The sequence below is a fragment of the Aquabacterium sp. genome, assembly GCF_044226965.1.
GTDB lineage: Bacteria > Pseudomonadota > Gammaproteobacteria > Burkholderiales > Burkholderiaceae_C > Pseudaquabacterium.
On the sequence record NZ_JBGAGA010000001.1, the window covers coordinates 74876 to 91074 of the forward strand.

The 16199-nt window shown below is 70.4% G+C and carries 18 protein-coding genes and 1 pseudogene; 3 read left to right on the plus strand and 16 right to left on the minus strand.

Features of this window, described 5'->3' with window-relative positions; all coding sequences use genetic code 11:
- The first annotated feature begins 2 nt into the window (after nt 1-2).
- Entirely contained in the window at nt 3-197 is a 195-nt protein-coding gene (locus tag ACILR4_RS00385; RefSeq protein ID WP_395698818.1) for a DUF2905 family protein, read from the plus strand.
- 19 nt (nt 198-216) lie between these two features.
- Here ACILR4_RS00385 and ACILR4_RS00390 read toward each other — a convergent pair whose 3' ends face one another.
- The 4 genes from ACILR4_RS00390 to ACILR4_RS00405 all read right to left on the minus strand — a co-directional run bounded on the left by ACILR4_RS00390 (nt 217) and on the right by ACILR4_RS00405 (nt 5357).
- Nucleotides 217-1449: a multifunctional CCA addition/repair protein gene (locus ACILR4_RS00390; RefSeq protein WP_395698819.1), complete on the minus strand. Its 1233-nt coding sequence runs from the start codon at nt 1447-1449 to the stop codon at nt 217-219.
- A gap of 23 nt (nt 1450-1472) precedes the next feature.
- Nucleotides 1473-3500 carry a transglycosylase SLT domain-containing protein gene (locus tag ACILR4_RS00395; protein ID WP_395698820.1) on the minus strand — a complete coding sequence of 676 codons (2028 nt, stop codon included), beginning with the start codon at nt 3498-3500 and terminating at the stop codon, nt 1473-1475.
- 96 nt (nt 3501-3596) lie between these two features.
- Entirely contained in the window at nt 3597-4280 is a 684-nt protein-coding gene (locus ACILR4_RS00400; protein ID WP_395698821.1) for a glutathione S-transferase family protein, read from the minus strand.
- 111 nt (nt 4281-4391) lie between these two features.
- The gene (locus ACILR4_RS00405) at nt 4392-5357 is read right to left on the minus strand and encodes a LysR family transcriptional regulator (protein ID WP_395698822.1); all 966 of its coding nucleotides are present in this window, start codon (nt 5355-5357) and stop codon (nt 4392-4394) included.
- A 90-nt stretch (nt 5358-5447) separates the two neighbouring features.
- Here ACILR4_RS00405 and ACILR4_RS00410 point away from each other — a divergent pair.
- A pseudogene (locus ACILR4_RS00410) lies at nt 5448-5627 on the plus strand (DUF2917 domain-containing protein); the annotation flags it as partial.
- A 119-nt stretch (nt 5628-5746) separates the two neighbouring features.
- Here the strand turns inward: ACILR4_RS00410 and ACILR4_RS00415 are convergent.
- Nucleotides 5747-6163, minus strand: a complete 417-nt coding sequence (locus ACILR4_RS00415) for a TfoX/Sxy family protein (RefSeq protein WP_395698823.1) — start codon at nt 6161-6163, stop codon at nt 5747-5749.
- Nucleotides 6164-6204: 41 nt separating this feature from the next.
- Between ACILR4_RS00415 and ACILR4_RS00420 the strand changes: the two genes are divergently transcribed.
- Nucleotides 6205-6801: a 5-formyltetrahydrofolate cyclo-ligase gene (locus ACILR4_RS00420; protein WP_395698824.1), complete on the plus strand. Its 597-nt coding sequence runs from the start codon at nt 6205-6207 to the stop codon at nt 6799-6801.
- An 18-nt stretch (nt 6802-6819) separates the two neighbouring features.
- Here the strand turns inward: ACILR4_RS00420 and ACILR4_RS00425 are convergent, their stop codons facing one another.
- The 11 genes from ACILR4_RS00425 to ACILR4_RS00475 all read right to left on the minus strand — a co-directional run bounded on the left by ACILR4_RS00425 (nt 6820) and on the right by ACILR4_RS00475 (nt 16199).
- Nucleotides 6820-7437: an OmpW family protein gene (locus tag ACILR4_RS00425; protein ID WP_395698825.1), complete on the minus strand. Its 618-nt coding sequence runs from the start codon at nt 7435-7437 to the stop codon at nt 6820-6822.
- Between the two features lie 188 nt (nt 7438-7625).
- Complete coding sequence (locus tag ACILR4_RS00430; RefSeq protein WP_395698826.1) at nt 7626-8540, minus strand: carbohydrate kinase family protein; 915 nt, start codon at nt 8538-8540, stop codon at nt 7626-7628.
- Nucleotides 8541-8596: 56 nt separating this feature from the next.
- Complete coding sequence (locus ACILR4_RS00435) at nt 8597-9532, minus strand: zinc-ribbon and DUF3426 domain-containing protein (protein WP_395698827.1); 936 nt, start codon at nt 9530-9532, stop codon at nt 8597-8599.
- A 7-nt stretch (nt 9533-9539) separates the two neighbouring features.
- Nucleotides 9540-10460, minus strand: coding sequence for a 50S ribosomal protein L11 methyltransferase (prmA, locus tag ACILR4_RS00440; RefSeq protein WP_395698945.1), 921 nt, complete (start codon nt 10458-10460; stop codon nt 9540-9542).
- Nucleotides 10461-10476: 16 nt separating this feature from the next.
- Nucleotides 10477-11826 carry an acetyl-CoA carboxylase biotin carboxylase subunit gene (gene accC, locus ACILR4_RS00445; protein WP_395698828.1) on the minus strand — a complete coding sequence of 450 codons (1350 nt, stop codon included), beginning with the start codon at nt 11824-11826 and terminating at the stop codon, nt 10477-10479.
- 15 nt (nt 11827-11841) lie between these two features.
- The gene (gene accB, locus ACILR4_RS00450; RefSeq protein WP_395698829.1) at nt 11842-12300 is read right to left on the minus strand and encodes an acetyl-CoA carboxylase biotin carboxyl carrier protein; all 459 of its coding nucleotides are present in this window, start codon (nt 12298-12300) and stop codon (nt 11842-11844) included.
- 222 nt (nt 12301-12522) lie between these two features.
- Entirely contained in the window at nt 12523-13050 is a 528-nt protein-coding gene (locus tag ACILR4_RS00455) for a TlpA family protein disulfide reductase (protein ID WP_395698830.1), read from the minus strand.
- A 2-nt stretch (nt 13051-13052) separates the two neighbouring features.
- Entirely contained in the window at nt 13053-13658 is a 606-nt protein-coding gene (locus tag ACILR4_RS00460) for a hypothetical protein (RefSeq protein WP_395698831.1), read from the minus strand.
- A 32-nt stretch (nt 13659-13690) separates the two neighbouring features.
- Nucleotides 13691-14443, minus strand: a complete 753-nt coding sequence (gene mtgA / locus ACILR4_RS00465) for a monofunctional biosynthetic peptidoglycan transglycosylase (protein WP_395698832.1) — start codon at nt 14441-14443, stop codon at nt 13691-13693.
- A complete protein-coding gene (gene aroE, locus ACILR4_RS00470) occupies nt 14440-15336 on the minus strand; it encodes a shikimate dehydrogenase (protein ID WP_395698833.1) in 897 nt (298 codons plus the stop codon). Before aroE ends, mtgA begins: the two co-directional genes overlap by 4 nt.
- Complete coding sequence (locus ACILR4_RS00475) at nt 15333-16199, minus strand: energy transducer TonB (protein WP_395698834.1); 867 nt, start codon at nt 16197-16199, stop codon at nt 15333-15335. The genes aroE and ACILR4_RS00475 overlap by 4 nt, the downstream gene beginning before the upstream one ends.

Sequence of the window (16199 nt, forward strand, 5' to 3'; positions counted from 1 at the left end):
CCATGCTGCGCTGGCTGATCGTCTTTCTGCTCGCCTCGCTGGTCTTCAGTGGCCTGCGCGGCTGGCTGCAGCGCATCGGCCTGGGTCGCCTGCCGGGCGACTTCGAGCTGCGCTGGCGCGGCCGCGTCTGGTACCTGCCGATCGCCTCCAGCCTGCTGCTCAGCCTGCTGGGCCTGCTGATCGGGCACCTGGTCTGAGCCGGCGCCAGCGCCTGAATTACGTGGCCAGGCCCAGGTCGCGCAGCGCCTGCTCGCGCGCCTGTTGCACCGCCTTGCCGATGGCCGGGCCGCGGTGGCCGGCGGCGACCGCCGCCGCCGCGGCAGCGGCCACGTCGGCCGCCAGCGCGGCCTCCAGCGCCTGCTGCAGGCGTGGCCGCGGCAGGTAGGGCCGCTCTTCCAGGCCGAGCCGGCCGCGCGCGTCGCACTCGCAGGCCTGCAGCAGCTCGCCAAAGCGCTGCGGGCGGCGCCAGGCATCGCAGCGCTCGAACAGGCGCACCAGCGCGGCGGCGTCGAGCGCGCCGCTGCGGTGGATGTTGCCGTGCTCGCGCGCGGCCAGCTCGGCCAGCTCGCGGCAATCGGCCGGCACGCGCCAGCGGTCACTGACCGCGTTCGCCAGCTTGACGCTGCGCGCCTCGTGGGCGATGTGGCGCGGCCATTCCTGGGGTGGCGTCGTGCCCTTGCCGAGGTCGTGGCACAGGCAGGCATAGCGCACCGTCAGCGGCGCCTGCAGCCGCGCACAGGCCTGCAGCACCATCAGCAGGTGCAGGCCGGTGTCGATCTCAGGGTGGTGCGCGGCCGGCTGCGGCACGCCCCACAGGCGGTCGACCTCGGGCAGCAGCCGCGCCAGGGCACCGCTGTCGCGCAGCACCGTCAGCATGCGGTCGGGCCGCGCTTCCATCAGCCCGCGCGAGAGTTCCTGCCACACCCGCTCGGGCACCAGCGCATCCACCTCGCCGGCCGCGACGATGCGCCGCATCAGGGCCATGGTCTCCGGCGCGACGGCAAAGTCGGCGAAGCGCGCGGCAAAGCGGGCGATGCGCAGCAGCCGCACCGGATCTTCGACGAAGGCATCGGACACATGCCGCAGCACGCGCCGCTGCAGGTCGGCCTGGCCGTGGAAGGGGTCGATCAAGGCGCCGGTGTCGGGGTCTTCGGCGATGGCGTTGATCGTCAGGTCGCGGCGCGCCAGGTCCTGCTCGATCGTCACGTCCGGCGCGGCCTGGAACACGAAGCCGTGGTAGCCGCGACCGGACTTGCGCTCGGTGCGGGCCAGCGCATGTTCCTCGTGCGTCTGCGGGTGCAGGAAGACCGGGAAGTCGCGGCCCACCGGGGTGTAGCCGGCGGCCAGCATCGCCTCGGGTGTGCTGCCGACGACGACCCAGTCGCGGTCGTTCACCGGTCGCCCCAGCAGCCGGTCGCGCACCGCACCGCCGACGATGTAGCGCTTCATGCGGTGGCCGCTCTTTTCGTGGACTAGGGCAGCTCGCCGTTGACCGGTGCGCTGGCGTCGCGCGGGCCGATCGGCGAGCCGAGCCGGGCCTTCAGCACCGGCGGCTGGCGGCTCAGCAGCGCGGCATAGATGCTGGCGTTGCTGAGCACCTTCTTCACGTAGTCCCGCGTTTCGTTGAACGGGATGTTCTCGGCCCAGATGGCCGGTTCGAGCACCGGCCCTTCGCGCCAGCGGCGGGGCCGGCCGGGGCCGGCGTTGTAGGCCGCGGCGGCCATGGCCTGCGAGCCGGAGAGGTCGTCCAGCACCATCCTCAGGTAGCTGGTGCCGAGCTTCAGGTTCGTCGCCGGGTCGTAGATCTGGTCGGCACGCGCCGGGTTGAAGTCCAGCCCGACCTTCTTCGCCACCCAGCGCGCGGTGGCCGGCATCAGCTGCATCAGCCCGCGCGCGCCGGCGCTGGACTGCAGGGTGGCCATGAAGCGGGTCTCCTGGCGGATCAGACCGAAGACGAAGGCCGGCTCCAGCCCCGCAGCCGTCGCGGCACCCTGGATTTCGTTGGCGAAGGGCATCGGGTAGCGGGTGGCGACATCGACCTCGCTGCGCGTGCGGTCGCTGGTGTTGATGCACAGCTGCCAGTCGCCGGTGTCGCAGGCCCAGCGCGCGGCGGCCAGCAGCTCGCGGTCGCCCATGCCGCGCAGCGTGAAGTTCCACTCGCGCCGGGCTTCGTCGCGCAGGCCCAGTTCAGCCAGTTTCAGCGCGCGGGCCAGCCCGGGGGTCGCGCGGGCGGCGTCGCGTTCGGCGGGGGTGGTCGGCAGGGGGGTTGGCGGCAGGGTCGGCGGCAGGCCCAGGTCTTCGCTGGCCAACTGGGCATAGAAGTGCAGGCCACCGGCCAGCCCCTCCAGCAGGCGGCGGGCCTCGGCGCGCTGGGCGTCGCCCTCGGTGCCCTCGCGGGCGGTGGCCTGCAGCGCCCGGGCCTTCCAGTACACCCAGGTGGCATCGGCCTGCTGCGCCGGGCTCATCAGGGCCACCAGGCGCAGCAGCAACGGCCAGCGCTCGCGCGGCGGCACGGCCCGCAGCGCGGTACGCGCACCCCACAGCAAGGTCTCGTCGCTCCAGGCCGGATGGTTGTCGCGCCCGGCCAGGTCGAGCGCCCGCCGGTAGAGGCCGGGCGCGTCGGTGGACAGCTTGATGGCCGCCTGCCGCCCGATGTAGGCCCAGGCCCAGGCGGCCTGGACGGGCGACAGCAGATGGCGGCGTTCTTCCAGCAGGGTGGCGGCCTGGTCGAGGTCGCCGGCCGCAAGCCGCATCACTGCCAGCAGGCGCAGTTCCTGCCGTTGCGTGGGGGCGCTGGCACTCTCGCGTTTCAGGAAGCGCAACGGGTTGTCCAGCGCCTCGCCGGCCGTGCGTTCGAGCGTGTTGCCGAGCAGGCCCAGTGCGGCCTTGGCCGATGCCAGGCGATTGGCCTCGACCGCCAGTCGAGCCTTGCGCCAGACGTCCTCGGCGCCGAAGCGCTTGCTGTCGACCATCGCGGTGGCCAGCATGTTGCAGCCATCGTCCAGGTCGCGCTGCGCGAACCAGGCCTGGCGCGCCGCTTCGCGCACGTCGCGCCCGGCGAGGTGCTCGGTCAGCAGCCACCAGCAGCTGACCTCGCGGTCGTCGTTCATGCGGAAGCGCGGGTAGTCGCGCGCCAGGTTGACCCAGTCGCGGCGGCGGCCGAGTTCCAGCAGCCAGTCGTTGCGCAGCCGGTCTTCGACATAGCTGCCGGCCCAGCGGCTGTAGAAGGCCTCCACCTCCTCGACCTTGGCCTCGTTGAGGCGGCTGCTCAGGTCCCAGTACTCGACCCAGGGCGCCAGCGGATGCTGCGCGGCCTGCACCGCGGCGCGTGCCGCCGCCAGGCGATTGCGGTCGCGCTTGCGCGCGGCTTCGCGGGCCTCGACGACGAGGTTGTCACCCGTCAGCGGCTGGGCGAGCAGCGGTACGGCGAGCGACAGGGCCCACAGGCCGCACAGCAGGGGGCGCCACCAGGACGGGCGCGAGGGGAGGGGACCGGGCATCGGGAGCATCTTGCGGAGCGAAGTGTCCGCAAACAAACTCTAACGCAGGGCCGGCGATTGCGATGACCGATGCGGGCGCGCCCGCGAAGCGCAAGGTCAGTCGCGCGCGCTGCGGTACGGCTCCTCGAAGGCAAGGAATTCCTGCTCGGCCAGGGCCTCGTGCACCCAGGCCGCGACGCCGGCACTGGCGACGACACGGTCCATGTAGGCGCGCACTGCCTCGGGCACCGGCAGGGCGTAGGTGCGCAGGCGCATCACCACGGGCGCGTAGTAGGCGTCTGCCACCGAGAACTCCCCAAAGAGGAAGGGCCCGCCCGAATTCGCCAGCGCCTCGAGCCACATCGCGACGATGCGCGCGAGGTCCGCGCGCACGGCGGGCTGCTCGGCGATGAGCCGGGCGCCGACCTCGGGCAAGGAGGCTTCAATGTTCATCGGGCAGTGCTTGCGCAGGTCACCGAAGCCGGCATGCATCTCGGCGCACAGGCTGCGGGCCCGCGCCCGCTGCGCCACGGGACGCGGCCAGAGCGGTCGGTCGGCGTACTTCTCGGCCAGGTACTCGGCAATCGCCAGCGTGTCCCACACCGCCAGGCCCTCGTCCAGCAGCAAGGGCACACGTCCGGTGGGTGACAGGCGCGTGATCTGCTGCTTGAAGCGAGATTCGGCTTCAAAGCCGTCGAAGCGCAGCATCACCTCGTCGAAAGGGATCTCGAACTGTCGCAACAGCACCCAGGGGCGCATCGACCAGGACGAGTAGTTCTTGTTGCCGATATACAGCTGCATGGCGGGGTTCCGGTGGAGAGGATGTCGGGGAGCCGCGATGCTAGAGGCAGCGCCTTGACGGTGGGGTGAGTGTTGCGCATCAAAGCGATGCGCTGCCGTCATTGCACGTGCTCAGGCACTGTGGTCCGCCGCCATCGCGGCGCGGGTGATCGCGGCTTCGGCGCGCACCCAGTCGGCAAAGGCCTGCAGCGCCGGGCGCAACCGGGCCTGCGGCAGCAGGATCAGCCAGTAGGCCGCATCGCCGGCCAGGCGGCCTTCACGGCCGAAGGGCTCGACCAGCTCGCCGCGGGCCAGCAGTTCATGAACCATCGGGATGCGGGCCAGCGCGATGCCCTGGCCTGCCAGCGCCCCCTGCACCTGCTGGTGCGTGTAGTTGAGGTAGATCCAGCGTCGCGGCTCCAGCTGCGGCAGGCCCTGCACCTGCAGCCAGCGCCGCCAGCTGAGCGAGAACGCGCTGGGCCGATGGTCGTCTTCCTCCAGCAGCGCGTGTCCGCTGAGGTCGGCCGCCTGGCGCAGTGGCGGCGCGGCGCCGCTCTGCGCCTGTGCCACCAGCCACGGGCTGGTCATCGGCGACAGCAGTTCGCCGAACATCGGCTCGGCATGGGCCGGCACGTTGTGGCGGAAGTCGTAGCGCAGCAGCAGGTCAACCTCGGGGTCGTCCATCTCGATCAGCTTGTCGGTGGCCGACAGGCGGATGTCGATGTCGGGGTGCTGCTGCTGGAAACGCGCCAGCCGGGGCATCAGCCACAGCGTCGCGAACGATGCGAAGGTCGAGACATTCACATGCTGCCGGCCGCGCGCAATGCGCAGCTGGCGCACGGTGCGGTCGATGCGCTCCAGCGCCGGCGCCACGGACTGCAGCAGCGCCACGCCGGCGGCCGTCAGCTCGACGCGCCGCGTGCCGCGGTTGAACAGCGTCGCGCCGAGTTCCTCCTCCAGGGCCTTGATCTGCCGGCTGACGGCCGACTGCGTCAGGTACAGCTCCTCAGCCGCGGCACTGAAGGAAAGCCGCCGCGCCACCGCCTCGAAGGCGCGCAGGCCATCGAGGGAGAGCGGACGCTGGCGATGGATATTCATATCAGATGCGCATTAATCGAGGCCTTGGATTGCATTGGACCTCGGAGGTCATCATGCCGATCATTACGGGTAACTACCAAGGAGCATGACATGACGTCCCTGCATCAATCCAGCCTCGCCCAGTCGTCCGCCTGGCAGGTGCTGGACCGCCAGCCGCGGCAGCTGCACCTCGGCGGCGCCCTGCGCCTGCAGGCGCGCCAGTCGGGCTGGCTGGCGATCCAGCGGGGCCGCGTCTGGCTGACGCGCGATGGCGACGGCGACGACCACGTGCTGGCGCGTGGCGACCAGATCTGGCTGCAGGCCGGCGATGGCTTGGTGGTCGAGCCGTGGCAGGCCAGCGTCAGCGCGCAGCTGGGCTGGCTGCTCGGCGCGCCGGTGGCGGCGCCCGCTCAAGCGCCCGCCTTGCCGCGTGCCGCGGCGGGCTGGCGCGGCCTGGCAGCGGCCCTGCGCGCCGCCTTCGGCCGCTTGCCGTTGGCCGCGCGCAGTGCCGAGGCCATGGCCAGCCGCGCCCAAGGCAGCATCAGGGCGGGCGATTCCATCGCCTCCTGCGGCGCGGTCCAGTAAGCCAGCACGGTGCGCTGGCCATCGCGCCGCGCATAGTCGAAGGGCTGGCAGCCGGCCGCCTCGAAGCGGCCGCGCGTCTCGTCGTCGGCCTTCAGGTACAGCGTGTCGCGGATGATCAGCGCCACGAAGAGCTCGTCGACATAGAGCCCGTGGCCGCCGAACATGCGTCGGGGCCGCACGGTGCCCAGTGCCTCGAGCAGGTCCACGCAATGCGCCAGGAATTCGGGATGGGTGCTCGCCATGGTCCGCAGTGTAGGCAGCCGGCGCGCCACAATCGCGGCCCATGAGTACGCCCCTGCCCTTCAGCCTGGAACCCTCCCGCGACAAGGCCGTGCTGCGCAAGCAGCTGCAGGCCGAACGGCAGGCGATGCACGACCGCCACCAGCGCTCGGTGCACCTGCAGGAGGTGCTGCGCGTGTGGCTGGTGACGCGGCCGGATCTGGCGATCGGCGCCTACTGGCCGATCAAGGGCGAGTTCGACGCGCTGCCGGCGCTGTTCCGCTGGAGCGAGGCGGAGGACGAGCGCCGCATCGGCCTGCCGGTGATCAACCGCGAGACCAGGCAGCTGCGCTTCCACGTCTGGTACCCGGGCTGTCCGATGGAGGAGGACGCCTATGGCATCCCCAAGCCCAAGGACACCGAGGCCTTCGAGCCGAGCCTGCTGCTGGTGCCCTGTGTCGGCTTCGGCCCCAAGGGCGTGCGCCTGGGCTACGGCGGCGGCTTCTACGACCGCACGCTGGCCGCGCTGACACCGCGGCCCTACACCGTGGGCGTGGGCTACGCCCACGGCTTCATCCCCTGGCTCGAGGGCGAGCCGCACGATGTGCCGCTCGATGCGATGCTCACCGAGGACGGCGTGGCCTGGCAGCGGCCCGACTGAACACGGGCGCGCGGGGCTTCAGAAGCGCTTGCCGACGCCCAGCGACACCAGCACCGGATCGACCTTGAACTTGCCGACCGAGTTGCCGTGCGAATACACGGTGGTGCCGATCTGCACCTTCTTGACGTCGGCGTTGACCAGCCAGCCGCCGCCGACGGGCATGTCCAGGCCGACCTGCAGCGCGAAGCCGACGCTGTTGTGCTTCAGGCCCAAGCCCAGCGCGGCCACGTTCGAATCGAACTTCACCGACGAGAGGTTCGTGAAGTTGATGCCCGCGCCCACGTAGGGCCGCACATTGCCGAGCCCGGTGACGTGGTACTGCAGGGTCAGCGTCGGCGGCAGGTGCTTGAAGGTGCCGATGTCGGCGCCGACCGCGGTGGAATGCACCGTCTGCTTCTGCGGGTAGGTCAGGACCAGCTCGGCCGCGAGGTTCGGCGACAGGAAGTAGCTGATGTCCAGCTCGGGGAAGGTCTTGTTGTTGATGCTGAGGCCGAAGCCGGTGCTGTCCTTGTCGGCGGAATCAAGGTACAGCGCGCGGGCGCGCACCAGCCAGTTGCCGCTGTCCTGGGCCTGGGCGGCCAGGGGCAGTGCCGCAGCAGCGGCGGCAAGAACGGCAAGGCGGCGAAGGGTGTGCATGGGGTTCTCCTGTCGAGTCGATGAAGGCGGCCTTCGTTGGCCGTGCCTTCATTGAAGCGAGGGATAACCCGGAGTCTCTTGGCGCAGCGCAAGACGCGCCCGGACACGCCCTGTGATCGACAGGGTTTTGATCTGCGGCAGACCGGACTGATGCTGCGGCGCAACAACGCGACGCTGCGGCCGCCAGGTCACGCCGCGGCGAGCAGCGCTGCCGGCACGGCGTGGTTCTGGCCGCCGCGCTGCGCGATCTTCAGCGCGCCGATGTGGTTGCCCAGCCGGGCACAGCGCTCCAGCGTCCACCCCTGCGACAAGCCGTGCAGCAGCGCGGCGCGGAAGGCATCGCCGCAGCCGGTGGGATCCAGCACCTCGGCGGCGGGCACGCCCGGCACATGGGTGCGCTCGCCGCCTTGCCACAGCTCGCACCCTTCGGCACCCAGCGTGACCACCACGCCCTTCAGGTTGGGCTGGCGCGACAGGGCTTCCAGCGTGGTGCCCATGCGCTCGCACAGCATGTGGCCTTCGTAGTCGTTCACGGCCACCCAGCTGGCCACTTGCGTGAAGTGGCGCAGCTCGGCGCCGTCGAACAGCGGCAGGTTCTGGCCCGGGTCGAACACGAAGGGGATCTTCAGCGCGGCGAGCTGTTCGATGTGTGATTGCATCGCCTCGCGGCCATCCGGCGCGACGATGGCCAGCGTGATGTCGCTGCGGTCGGTCGGGATGCGGGTGCTGTGCGCCAGCTGCATCGCGCCAGGGTGGAACGCCGTGATCTGGTTGTTGTCCTGGTCGGTGATGATGATGCACTGCGCGGTGTAGGTCTCGCTGGCCTGCAGCACGCAGGAGGTGTCCATGCCGAAGCCCTGCAGGCGCTGCAGGTAGTCGCCGCCATCATTGCCGATCGCGCCCTTCACCAGCGGCCGACCGCCCAGCAGGTGCAGCGTGTACGCGATGTTGCCGGCGCAGCCGCCGTACTCGCGCCTGAGGGTCGGCACCAGGAACGAGACGTTCAGGATGTGCACCTTGTCCGGCAGGATCTGCTGGGCAAAGCGGCCGGGGAAGTTGGTGATGGTGTCGAAGGCGAGCGAGCCGCAGATCAGGACGGACATGGTGGGCGGGGGGCCTGCAGGGCTGGCCGGATGAGGGGTTGAGGGAACGGTTGGGCTCAGGGGTAGAACAGCTCGACCGTGTAGCCGGTGACGCGCTTGTCGCCGGTGGACAGCAGCGCCTGCAGCGGCAACTCCTGGCCGGCCTCCATGACCGGCGGCAGGCCCAGGTCGGTGCCCTGCAGCACGCGGCGCGCGATCAACTTGCCCGCGGCGTCGGTCAGGCTCAGGTCGAGGGCTGGCGACTGCAGCGGCGTCTCGGCGCGGTTGTGCAGCACCACGGACAACTTGTACAGGGCAGCACCTTCGACGCGCGCCAGGCCGCTGGAGTCGACCGACAGGCGGTCGATCCGACGCAGCGCCTGGATGCGGCAGCCCAGGGGCTGGCAGAGGGCGCTCAGCGCGGGCCGGGTGGCAGGCAGGTGGGCGGCGAGCAGATCGCGATTGGCCATGGCCAGCTGCGCTGCCAGCAGGGCGCCGAGCAGCGCGGTGATCCCGACCAGGGTGGCGCGCAGGGCCGGGCGGCGCCAGAAGGCATCTCGCTCCGCCGCACGGACGAACTGGGGCGCGGGGGCTGGTGCGCTGTCGGCGGCCGCGGGGGCTGCCGCCTCGGCCGGCACGCCGGCGCCGAAGTCGACGATCGCGGCGGGCCCCTCGTCGAAGGGCATGGTCGAGGCACCGGCTGCGGCGGGCTCCGGCTCGGCTTCGGTCGCGGCGATCGCCGGCGCCTCGAACACCGGCTCGTGCTCCGGCACGCCGGGGTCCACGAAAGCGGGCTCGAAGTTGTCAGGGTCCGGCGACGACGCGGCGGGGACCGCCGGCCCCTCGAGCGCACCCGGGCTGCTGACGACGGCATCGATGTCGCACAGGTTCTCGAGCGCGTTGAACACCGCCGAGCAGCGACCGCAGCGCACCCAGCCTTCCGAGACCTTCAACTGATCCTGCACGACACGGAACACCGTGCCGCATTCGGTGCAGCGGGTCGCGAGGCTCATGCCGAAATCATGCCATGCCGGCGGCAGGGCTTTGTGCTGCGGCGCTGCGGCGGGCGGTCATCAGGATCCAGCCGTCCTCGCTGTCGCTCACTTCGAGTGCTAGCCACGGTGCATAGGCCGCCTTCAGCTCCTCGGCCTGGCGTTCGAGGATGCCCGCCAGCACCAGGTCGCCACCGGCTGCCACATGGCCGGCCAGCAGCGGCGCCAGCAGCTTCAGCGGCGTGGCCAGGATGTTGGCCAGCACCAGCGGGTACTCGCCCCGCGCGGCTTCCGGCAGGGCGGCCTTCAGCGTCACGCCATTGGCGGCCGCGTTGGCCTGGGTCGATGTGACGGCGGCTTCGTCGATGTCCACCGCATCGATCGCCTGCGCGCCATGCAGCGCGGCGCCGATGGCCAGGATGCCGGAGCCGCAGCCGTAGTCCAGCACGCGCGGCCAGGGCCTGGCATGCCCGGCAATCCAGCGCAGGCACATGCGCGTGGTCGGGTGGGTGCCGGTGCCGAACGCCAGGCCGGGGTCGAGGCGGATCACGCGCCGGGCGCCGGCCGGCGCCTCGTGCCAGCTCGGCACGATCCAGAACTCGGGCGTGATCTCGACCGGCGCGAACTGCGACTGGGTCAGGCGCACCCAGTCCTGCTCGGCCACCTCGCGCAGCGCGGCGACGGCGAGCCCTTCGGCCCAGTCCTGCGCCAGCAGCAATGTGGCCGCTTCGGTAGCGGCGGCGTCGGTCTCGAACAGCGCGGTGACCGTCGAGTGCTGCCAGCCCGCGCGCGGCGCCGGCATGCCAGGTTCTCCGAACAGGGCCTGCTCGTCTGCCGTGCCGGCATCGGCGTCCTCGACCGAGACCGACAGGGCTTCCAGTTCGTCGGACAGGACCTCGGACACGGCCTCGACCAACGCCTCGGGGACGCGCAGCACCAGTTCATGCATGGCCATCAGCAAGCCCTCATCGCTTGTGTTGGCCCAGCCAGCCCTCGAGGTAGTGGATCGAGGTGCCGCCCTCGATGAACTTGGCATCGGCCATCAGCTCGCGGTGCAGCGGGATGTTGGTCTGGATGCCTTCGACCACGCATTCGGACAGCGCGGTGCGCATGCGCGCCAGCGCCTGTTCGCGGGTGTCGCCATGGACGATGATCTTGCCGATCATCGAGTCGTAGTTCGGCGGCACCATGTAGTTGGCATAGGCATGCGAATCCACGCGCACACCCGGGCCGCCGGGCATGTGCCACATCGAGATGCGGCCCGGCGAGGGCGTGAACTTGTACGGGTCCTCGGCGTTGACGCGGCATTCGATCGCGTGGCCGCGCAGTTCGATGTTGCGCTGGGTGAAGGGCAGCTTCTCGCCGGCGGCGACGCGGATCTGCATCTGCACGATGTCGATGCCGGTGACCCACTCGGTGACGGGGTGCTCGACCTGCACCCGCGTGTTCATCTCGATGAAATAGAACTCGCCGTTCTCGTACAGGAACTCGAAGGTGCCGGCACCGCGGTAGCCGATCTTCCTGCAGGCGGCGGCGCAGCGGTCGCCGATGCGCTCGATCGTGCGGCGCGGGATGCCGGGCGCGGGGGCTTCCTCGATGATCTTCTGGTGGCGGCGCTGCATCGAGCAGTCGCGCTCACCCAGCCAGACGGCGTTCTTGTGCTGGTCGGCCAGGATCTGGATCTCGACATGGCGGGGGTTCTCGAGGAACTTCTCCATGTACACGGCCGGGTTGCCGAAGGCGGCGCCGGCCTCGGACCGCGTGGTCTGCACCGCGTGCAGCAAGGCCGCCTCGGTGTGCACCACCCGCATGCCGCGGCCGCCACCACCGCCGGCGGCCTTGATGATGACCGGGTAGCCGATCGTGCGGGCGGTCTGGATGATGACCTTGGGGTCGTCCGGCAGCGCACCTTCGGAGCCGGGCACGCAGGGGACGCCTGACTTGATCATCGCCTGCTTGGCCGACACCTTGTCGCCCATGATGCGGATCGATTCGGGCGTCGGGCCGATGAAGGTGAAGCCGCTCTTCTCGACGCGCTCGGCAAAGTTCGCGTTCTCGGACAGGAAGCCGTAGCCGGGGTGGATGGCCTCGGCATCGGTGACCTCGGCGGTCGAGATGATCGCCGGCATGTTGAGGTAGCTCTGGGCCGAGGGTGCCGGGCCGATGCAGACCGCTTCGTCCGCGAGCTTCACGTACTTGGCCTCGCGGTCGGCTTCGGAATACACGACGACCGACTTGATGCCCATCTCGCGGCAGGCGCGCTGGATGCGCAGCGCGATTTCACCCCGATTGGCGATGAGGATCTTCTTGAACATGCGATGCGCGGCCGGTTATTCGATGACGAACAGCGGCTGGCCGAATTCGACGGCCTGGCCGTTCTCGACCAGCACCTTGGTGATCGTGCCGGACTTGTCGGCCTCGATCTCGTTCATGATCTTCATCGCCTCGATGATGCAGATCGACTCGCCTTCCTTGACCTGCTGGCCGACTTCGGCCATCGGCTTGGCGCCAGGCGAGGACGCGCGGTAGAAGGTGCCGACCATCGGCGACTTCACGATGTGACCGGTTTCGGCCGGTGCCGCTGCGGGCGCGGCGGGGGCCGCGGGTGCGGCCATGCCGGCGGGCATGGCCGGCGCCGCCTGCATCACCACTGGCGCCGCACTCGCCACCAGCGGCCGGGGGTCGGCCTTGACGATCCGCACCTTGCCATCGGCCTCGGTGATTTCCAGTTCGGAAATGTTCGATTCCGAGACGAGGTCGATCAGGGTCTTGAGCTTGCGCAGGTCCATGCCACACGTCCTTGCTTCAAATATCGTCGGTATGCGCCGGTTTGCCCCGCAATTGCGGGTATCGGCGTTCAAAGGCCGGCGATTGTGGCACAGGGGGCAACGCACGGGCTTGCGGTGAACCCGGGTGCGTGCACTTTCAGGATCTGGATGATTTGTGATCCGTTGCCAGGAACTTGCGAGAGGATTGGGTTGATTTGCGCGGAGTTCGCTCCATCGACACCCTCAGAGGCCCTTTGACCAGTCCTGCAGCTCGCTGAAGCTGGTCTCACCCATCTTGCGCCGCGCGATGCGGCCTTCGGCATCGATCATCACGCTGAAGGGCAGCGAGCCCTGCAGGTTGCCGAGCAGGTGGACCAGGTCGGTGCCGTCCAGTCCGGCCAGCGCCACCGGAAAGCCCACCTTCACGCGGCCGAGGAATTCGCGCACCGGCGCCGGGCTGTCGATCGCCAGGCCCAGCACCTGGCCCTGCTGCTGGCGAAAGCTCTGGTGGAAGCGGTCGATCTCGGGCATTTCCTTGATGCACGGCGCGCACCAGGTGGCCCAGAAGTTGATGAGCAAGGCCTTGCCGCGCAGGCTGGCCATGGTCAGTTCGCCGCCTTCGGGACGCTCGAACTTCATCGTCCACATCTCGGCGGGCGAACTGTCGGCGCTGGCCGACGCGCGGTGCTGGCGCCAGGCCAGCGCAGCACCGGCGATCGCGGCACCGCCGCCGAGGGTGGCCGCCAGCAGGTGGCGTCGTTGCAGTGCCATCGTCAGGCCACCGTTTCCGTCGGCAGCAGCCGGCGCAGCGCGGCCGTGTCGCCGCGCCAGCTGCGGCCCTGCGCGTCGGGCTTGAGGGCGCCACGCAGGTCGTCGTGGTCCTGCACCGTGAGGAACAGCGTGACCGTTTCGCCCAACGCGGCACAGCGCGCGCCCAGGCTCAGCACCGGCACTTCGCCGCCGCGGCCGTCGGGGCGGGCGGCGCTGTCGTAGTCGATGCCGCGATTGATCAATTCGATCTCCAGCGATTTCGGATCGTCACAGAACAGGTCGAGGTGGATCGCCGAGAGCCGGGTGGCCGTGCCGCGCCAGACGGCGCCGCCCAGGTGCGGGCGGAATTCGGCGAGTCGCTCCATCCACTGCAGCGCCAGTGCACGCAGCGCCGCCAGCTCCTGCGGCTGGGTATCGGCGCAGAACAGCTGGAGGTAGTCGCGCACCTCGTCCTCGACGGTCTCGTTGCTCGGCAACTCGGTGGGACGCAGGCCGTGCCGCCCCAATGCCCGCGCAGCCTTGCGCTTGGCCGGGCCGTACTCCATGCCATCCTCCACCACCAGGCGGGCGGCCGCGGCGGCAATGTCGGCGGCGAGCGACGGATTCATGGGACGGATTGTAGGAAGGGCCGCAATAGCCGTCACGGCAGGTCAACTGCGGCCATGCGGCCGACGATCACGCCGGCGCGGCCTGTCACGTAGGGTGAGCCGGGATTCTTCTCGAATCGCTTGGGTGCGGGCAGCATCACCGCCAGGCGCGCCGCACTGTACGCATCGAGCCGCTGGGCATCGACGCGGAAGTAGTGGCGCGCCGCGCCCTGCGCGCCGAACAGGCCTTCGCCCCACTCGACGCTGTTGAGGTAGATCGTGAGGATGCGCTGCTTCGACAGCAGGGCCTCGAGCGCCAACGTCAGCAGCAGTTCCTGAGCCTTGCGGGGCAGCGTGCGCTCGCCGGACAGGAACAGGTTCTTCGCCAGCTGCTGGCTGATGGTGGAACCACCGACCAGCTTGGGCGGCCGGGTGCTGGCCTTGGGATTCGTCGCCGCGCGGCGGTCGGCACGGGCCATGTTGCGCTGGTTCTTGTCCCAGGCCTTCTCGATCGCGTCCCACTCGATGCCGCCGTGCTCGGTGAAGCCGGCGTCCTCACTGGCGATCACCGCGCGCTTGAGGTTCCCGGACAGGTGCTCGTCGTCCACCCACTGCTGGGCCCAGCGGATCCGGCCCTGCTCATGCAGCAGGCGCCAGGCTTCGCTGCGCTGGAAGGTGGTGGACTGCGGGTCGACCACGATCATCAGTGCGATCCGCAGCACGAAATACAGTTGCAGGGCCAGCCCGCACAGCAGCAGGAGCGCCAGCGGCCGCCACAGCACGCGGCGCAGCAGGCCGGGCTTCATGCGGCAGCCAGCCGGGAGCGCAGCGCGGCCAGCGCGGCCGCCGCATCCGGCCGCACGCCGCGCCAGACGAAGAAGGCCTCGGCCGCCTGCTCGACCAGCATGCCCAGGCCGTCGCGGCCGCGCGCGCCGTGCGCCTCGGCCCAGGCCAGGAACGGCCGTGCCGCCGGCCCGTACATCATGTCCAGCGCCAGTGCGCCCGGCGCCAGCACGTCCGGGGCGACCGGCACCGGCGCGCCGGCCAGGCTGCTGGCGCTGCTGTTGAGCACCACGCCATAGCCGTCGCCGCAATCGGCGAGACCGGTGGCCTGCAGCGCGACGCCGCGCTCGGCCGCCAGCGCCAGGTGTCGTTGCACCAGATCGGCCCCACGCGCCGGCGTGCGGTTGGCCACGGTGATCAGCCGCGGCCGGGCCTCGATCAAGGGCCCCAGCACGCCGGCGGCCGCACCGCCGGCACCGATCAGCAGCACGCGCTGGCCCGCCAGGGACGTGGCCGCGCCGCCTTGCACGTCGCGCACCAGGCCGATGCCGTCGGTGTTGTCGGCGAACCAGCCATCGGCATCGAAGCGCAGCACGTTGGCGGCCTGCGCCCGTGCTGCCCGGTCGCTGACGCGCCGGGCCAGCGGGATCGCCTGGAACTTGAACGGTACCGTGATGTTGCAGCCACCCACACGGCCCAGGCCCCGAGCCGGATCGGCGCTGGCAATGAAAGCGCGCACCGCCGCCTCGAAGCCGTCCAGCGGGCATTCGACGCGGCCGTAGGTGATGTGCTCGCCGGTCTGGCGAGCGAACTCGGCGTGGATGAACGGCGACTGGCTGTGTGCCACCGGATTGCCGAGCACGGCGTAGCGCTCAGGCAGCGTTTCGGGCTGGGGGGTCAAGGTCGGGGCGCTCATCGTGGCGCGGTGCTCAAGGTGGTTTCAAGCCCGTCTTCGCGCGTGAAGCGGAAGCGGGAGGTGATGACGATCTGATCGGCCTGCTGCCGCATCGCGCTGCTGAACGGGCCATAGGGCGCGGCGGCCCGCACGATGGCGACGGCGCGCTTGTCCAGTTGCCGGTTGCCCGAGCCGCGCACGACCTCGGCGTCGACGACGCGGCCACGCGCATCGACTGTCACGTTCATCGTCAGCTCGCCGTAGAGCTTGCGGCCCCGGTACTCGGGGAAGTCCCGCGTGCCGCGTTCCTCGATCTTGCGGCGCAGCAGGTCGTAGTACAGCGCATAGACTTCTTCGCGCGTGGCCGGGCTGATGTAGCGCTTCTTGGGCCGCGCGTTCTCTTCGTTGATGCGCTTCTCGATCTCGGCCAGCAGCTTCAGCAACTGGCGGCGGCGCTCTTCCTGGTCGCGTTCGCGCGGGTTGCCGTTGTCGCGCTTGGGGTCGGGCGGCGGCAGCAGCGCGACTTCGCGGCGCACCTGGGCCAGCAACTGCTGCTGCTGGTCCATCAGCGTATCGACGCGGCGCCGCGCATCGTCGCTGGCGTCGCCGACCTCGGCCTGTGCGGTGGCTGGCAGCGGCGAGGTGGCGCGGCCCTCGCTGGTGTCACCACCACCGGCCAGCGCGGCCTGCGCGATGGCCTGGGCCTTGCCGGGCGCCTCGTCCGAGCGCGCATTGACCAGCGTCACTTCCAGCGGCGTCTCGCCGAAGACGCGCTTGAAGCCCTCGGGATCGATGAAGCGAAGCCCCAGCAGCACGGCATGCACCGCGACCGAGAACAGCAGCGCAGCCTGCAGCGTGCTCAGCCGGGTGAGCCGACGCCACAT

Excerpts from the sequence above, each read along its gene's own strand:
- ACILR4_RS00385 (WP_395698818.1), top strand. The coding sequence starts at position 3 with ATGCTGCGCTGGCTGATCGTCTTTCTGCTCGCCTCGCTGGTCTTCAGT.
- ACILR4_RS00390 (WP_395698819.1), bottom strand. The coding sequence starts at position 1,449 with ATGAAGCGCTACATCGTCGGCGGTGCGGTGCGCGACCGGCTGCTGGGG.
- ACILR4_RS00395 (WP_395698820.1), bottom strand. The coding sequence starts at position 3,500 with ATGCCCGGTCCCCTCCCCTCGCGCCCGTCCTGGTGGCGCCCCCTGCTG.
- ACILR4_RS00400 (WP_395698821.1), bottom strand. The coding sequence starts at position 4,280 with ATGCAGCTGTATATCGGCAACAAGAACTACTCGTCCTGGTCGATGCGC.
- ACILR4_RS00405 (WP_395698822.1), bottom strand. The coding sequence starts at position 5,357 with ATGAATATCCATCGCCAGCGTCCGCTCTCCCTCGATGGCCTGCGCGCC.
- ACILR4_RS00415 (WP_395698823.1), bottom strand. The coding sequence starts at position 6,163 with ATGGCGAGCACCCATCCCGAATTCCTGGCGCATTGCGTGGACCTGCTC.
- ACILR4_RS00420 (WP_395698824.1), top strand. The coding sequence starts at position 6,205 with ATGAGTACGCCCCTGCCCTTCAGCCTGGAACCCTCCCGCGACAAGGCC.
- ACILR4_RS00425 (WP_395698825.1), bottom strand. The coding sequence starts at position 7,437 with ATGCACACCCTTCGCCGCCTTGCCGTTCTTGCCGCCGCTGCTGCGGCA.
- ACILR4_RS00430 (WP_395698826.1), bottom strand. The coding sequence starts at position 8,540 with ATGTCCGTCCTGATCTGCGGCTCGCTCGCCTTCGACACCATCACCAAC.
- ACILR4_RS00435 (WP_395698827.1), bottom strand. The coding sequence starts at position 9,532 with ATGAGCCTCGCGACCCGCTGCACCGAATGCGGCACGGTGTTCCGTGTC.
- prmA (WP_395698945.1), bottom strand. The coding sequence starts at position 10,460 with ATGCATGAACTGGTGCTGCGCGTCCCCGAGGCGTTGGTCGAGGCCGTG.
- accC (WP_395698828.1), bottom strand. The coding sequence starts at position 11,826 with ATGTTCAAGAAGATCCTCATCGCCAATCGGGGTGAAATCGCGCTGCGC.
- accB (WP_395698829.1), bottom strand. The coding sequence starts at position 12,300 with ATGGACCTGCGCAAGCTCAAGACCCTGATCGACCTCGTCTCGGAATCG.
- ACILR4_RS00455 (WP_395698830.1), bottom strand. The coding sequence starts at position 13,050 with ATGGCACTGCAACGACGCCACCTGCTGGCGGCCACCCTCGGCGGCGGT.
- ACILR4_RS00460 (WP_395698831.1), bottom strand. The coding sequence starts at position 13,658 with ATGAATCCGTCGCTCGCCGCCGACATTGCCGCCGCGGCCGCCCGCCTG.
- mtgA (WP_395698832.1), bottom strand. The coding sequence starts at position 14,443 with ATGAAGCCCGGCCTGCTGCGCCGCGTGCTGTGGCGGCCGCTGGCGCTC.
- aroE (WP_395698833.1), bottom strand. The coding sequence starts at position 15,336 with ATGAGCGCCCCGACCTTGACCCCCCAGCCCGAAACGCTGCCTGAGCGC.
- ACILR4_RS00475 (WP_395698834.1), bottom strand. The coding sequence starts at position 16,199 with ATGTGGCGTCGGCTCACCCGGCTGAGCACGCTGCAGGCTGCGCTGCTG.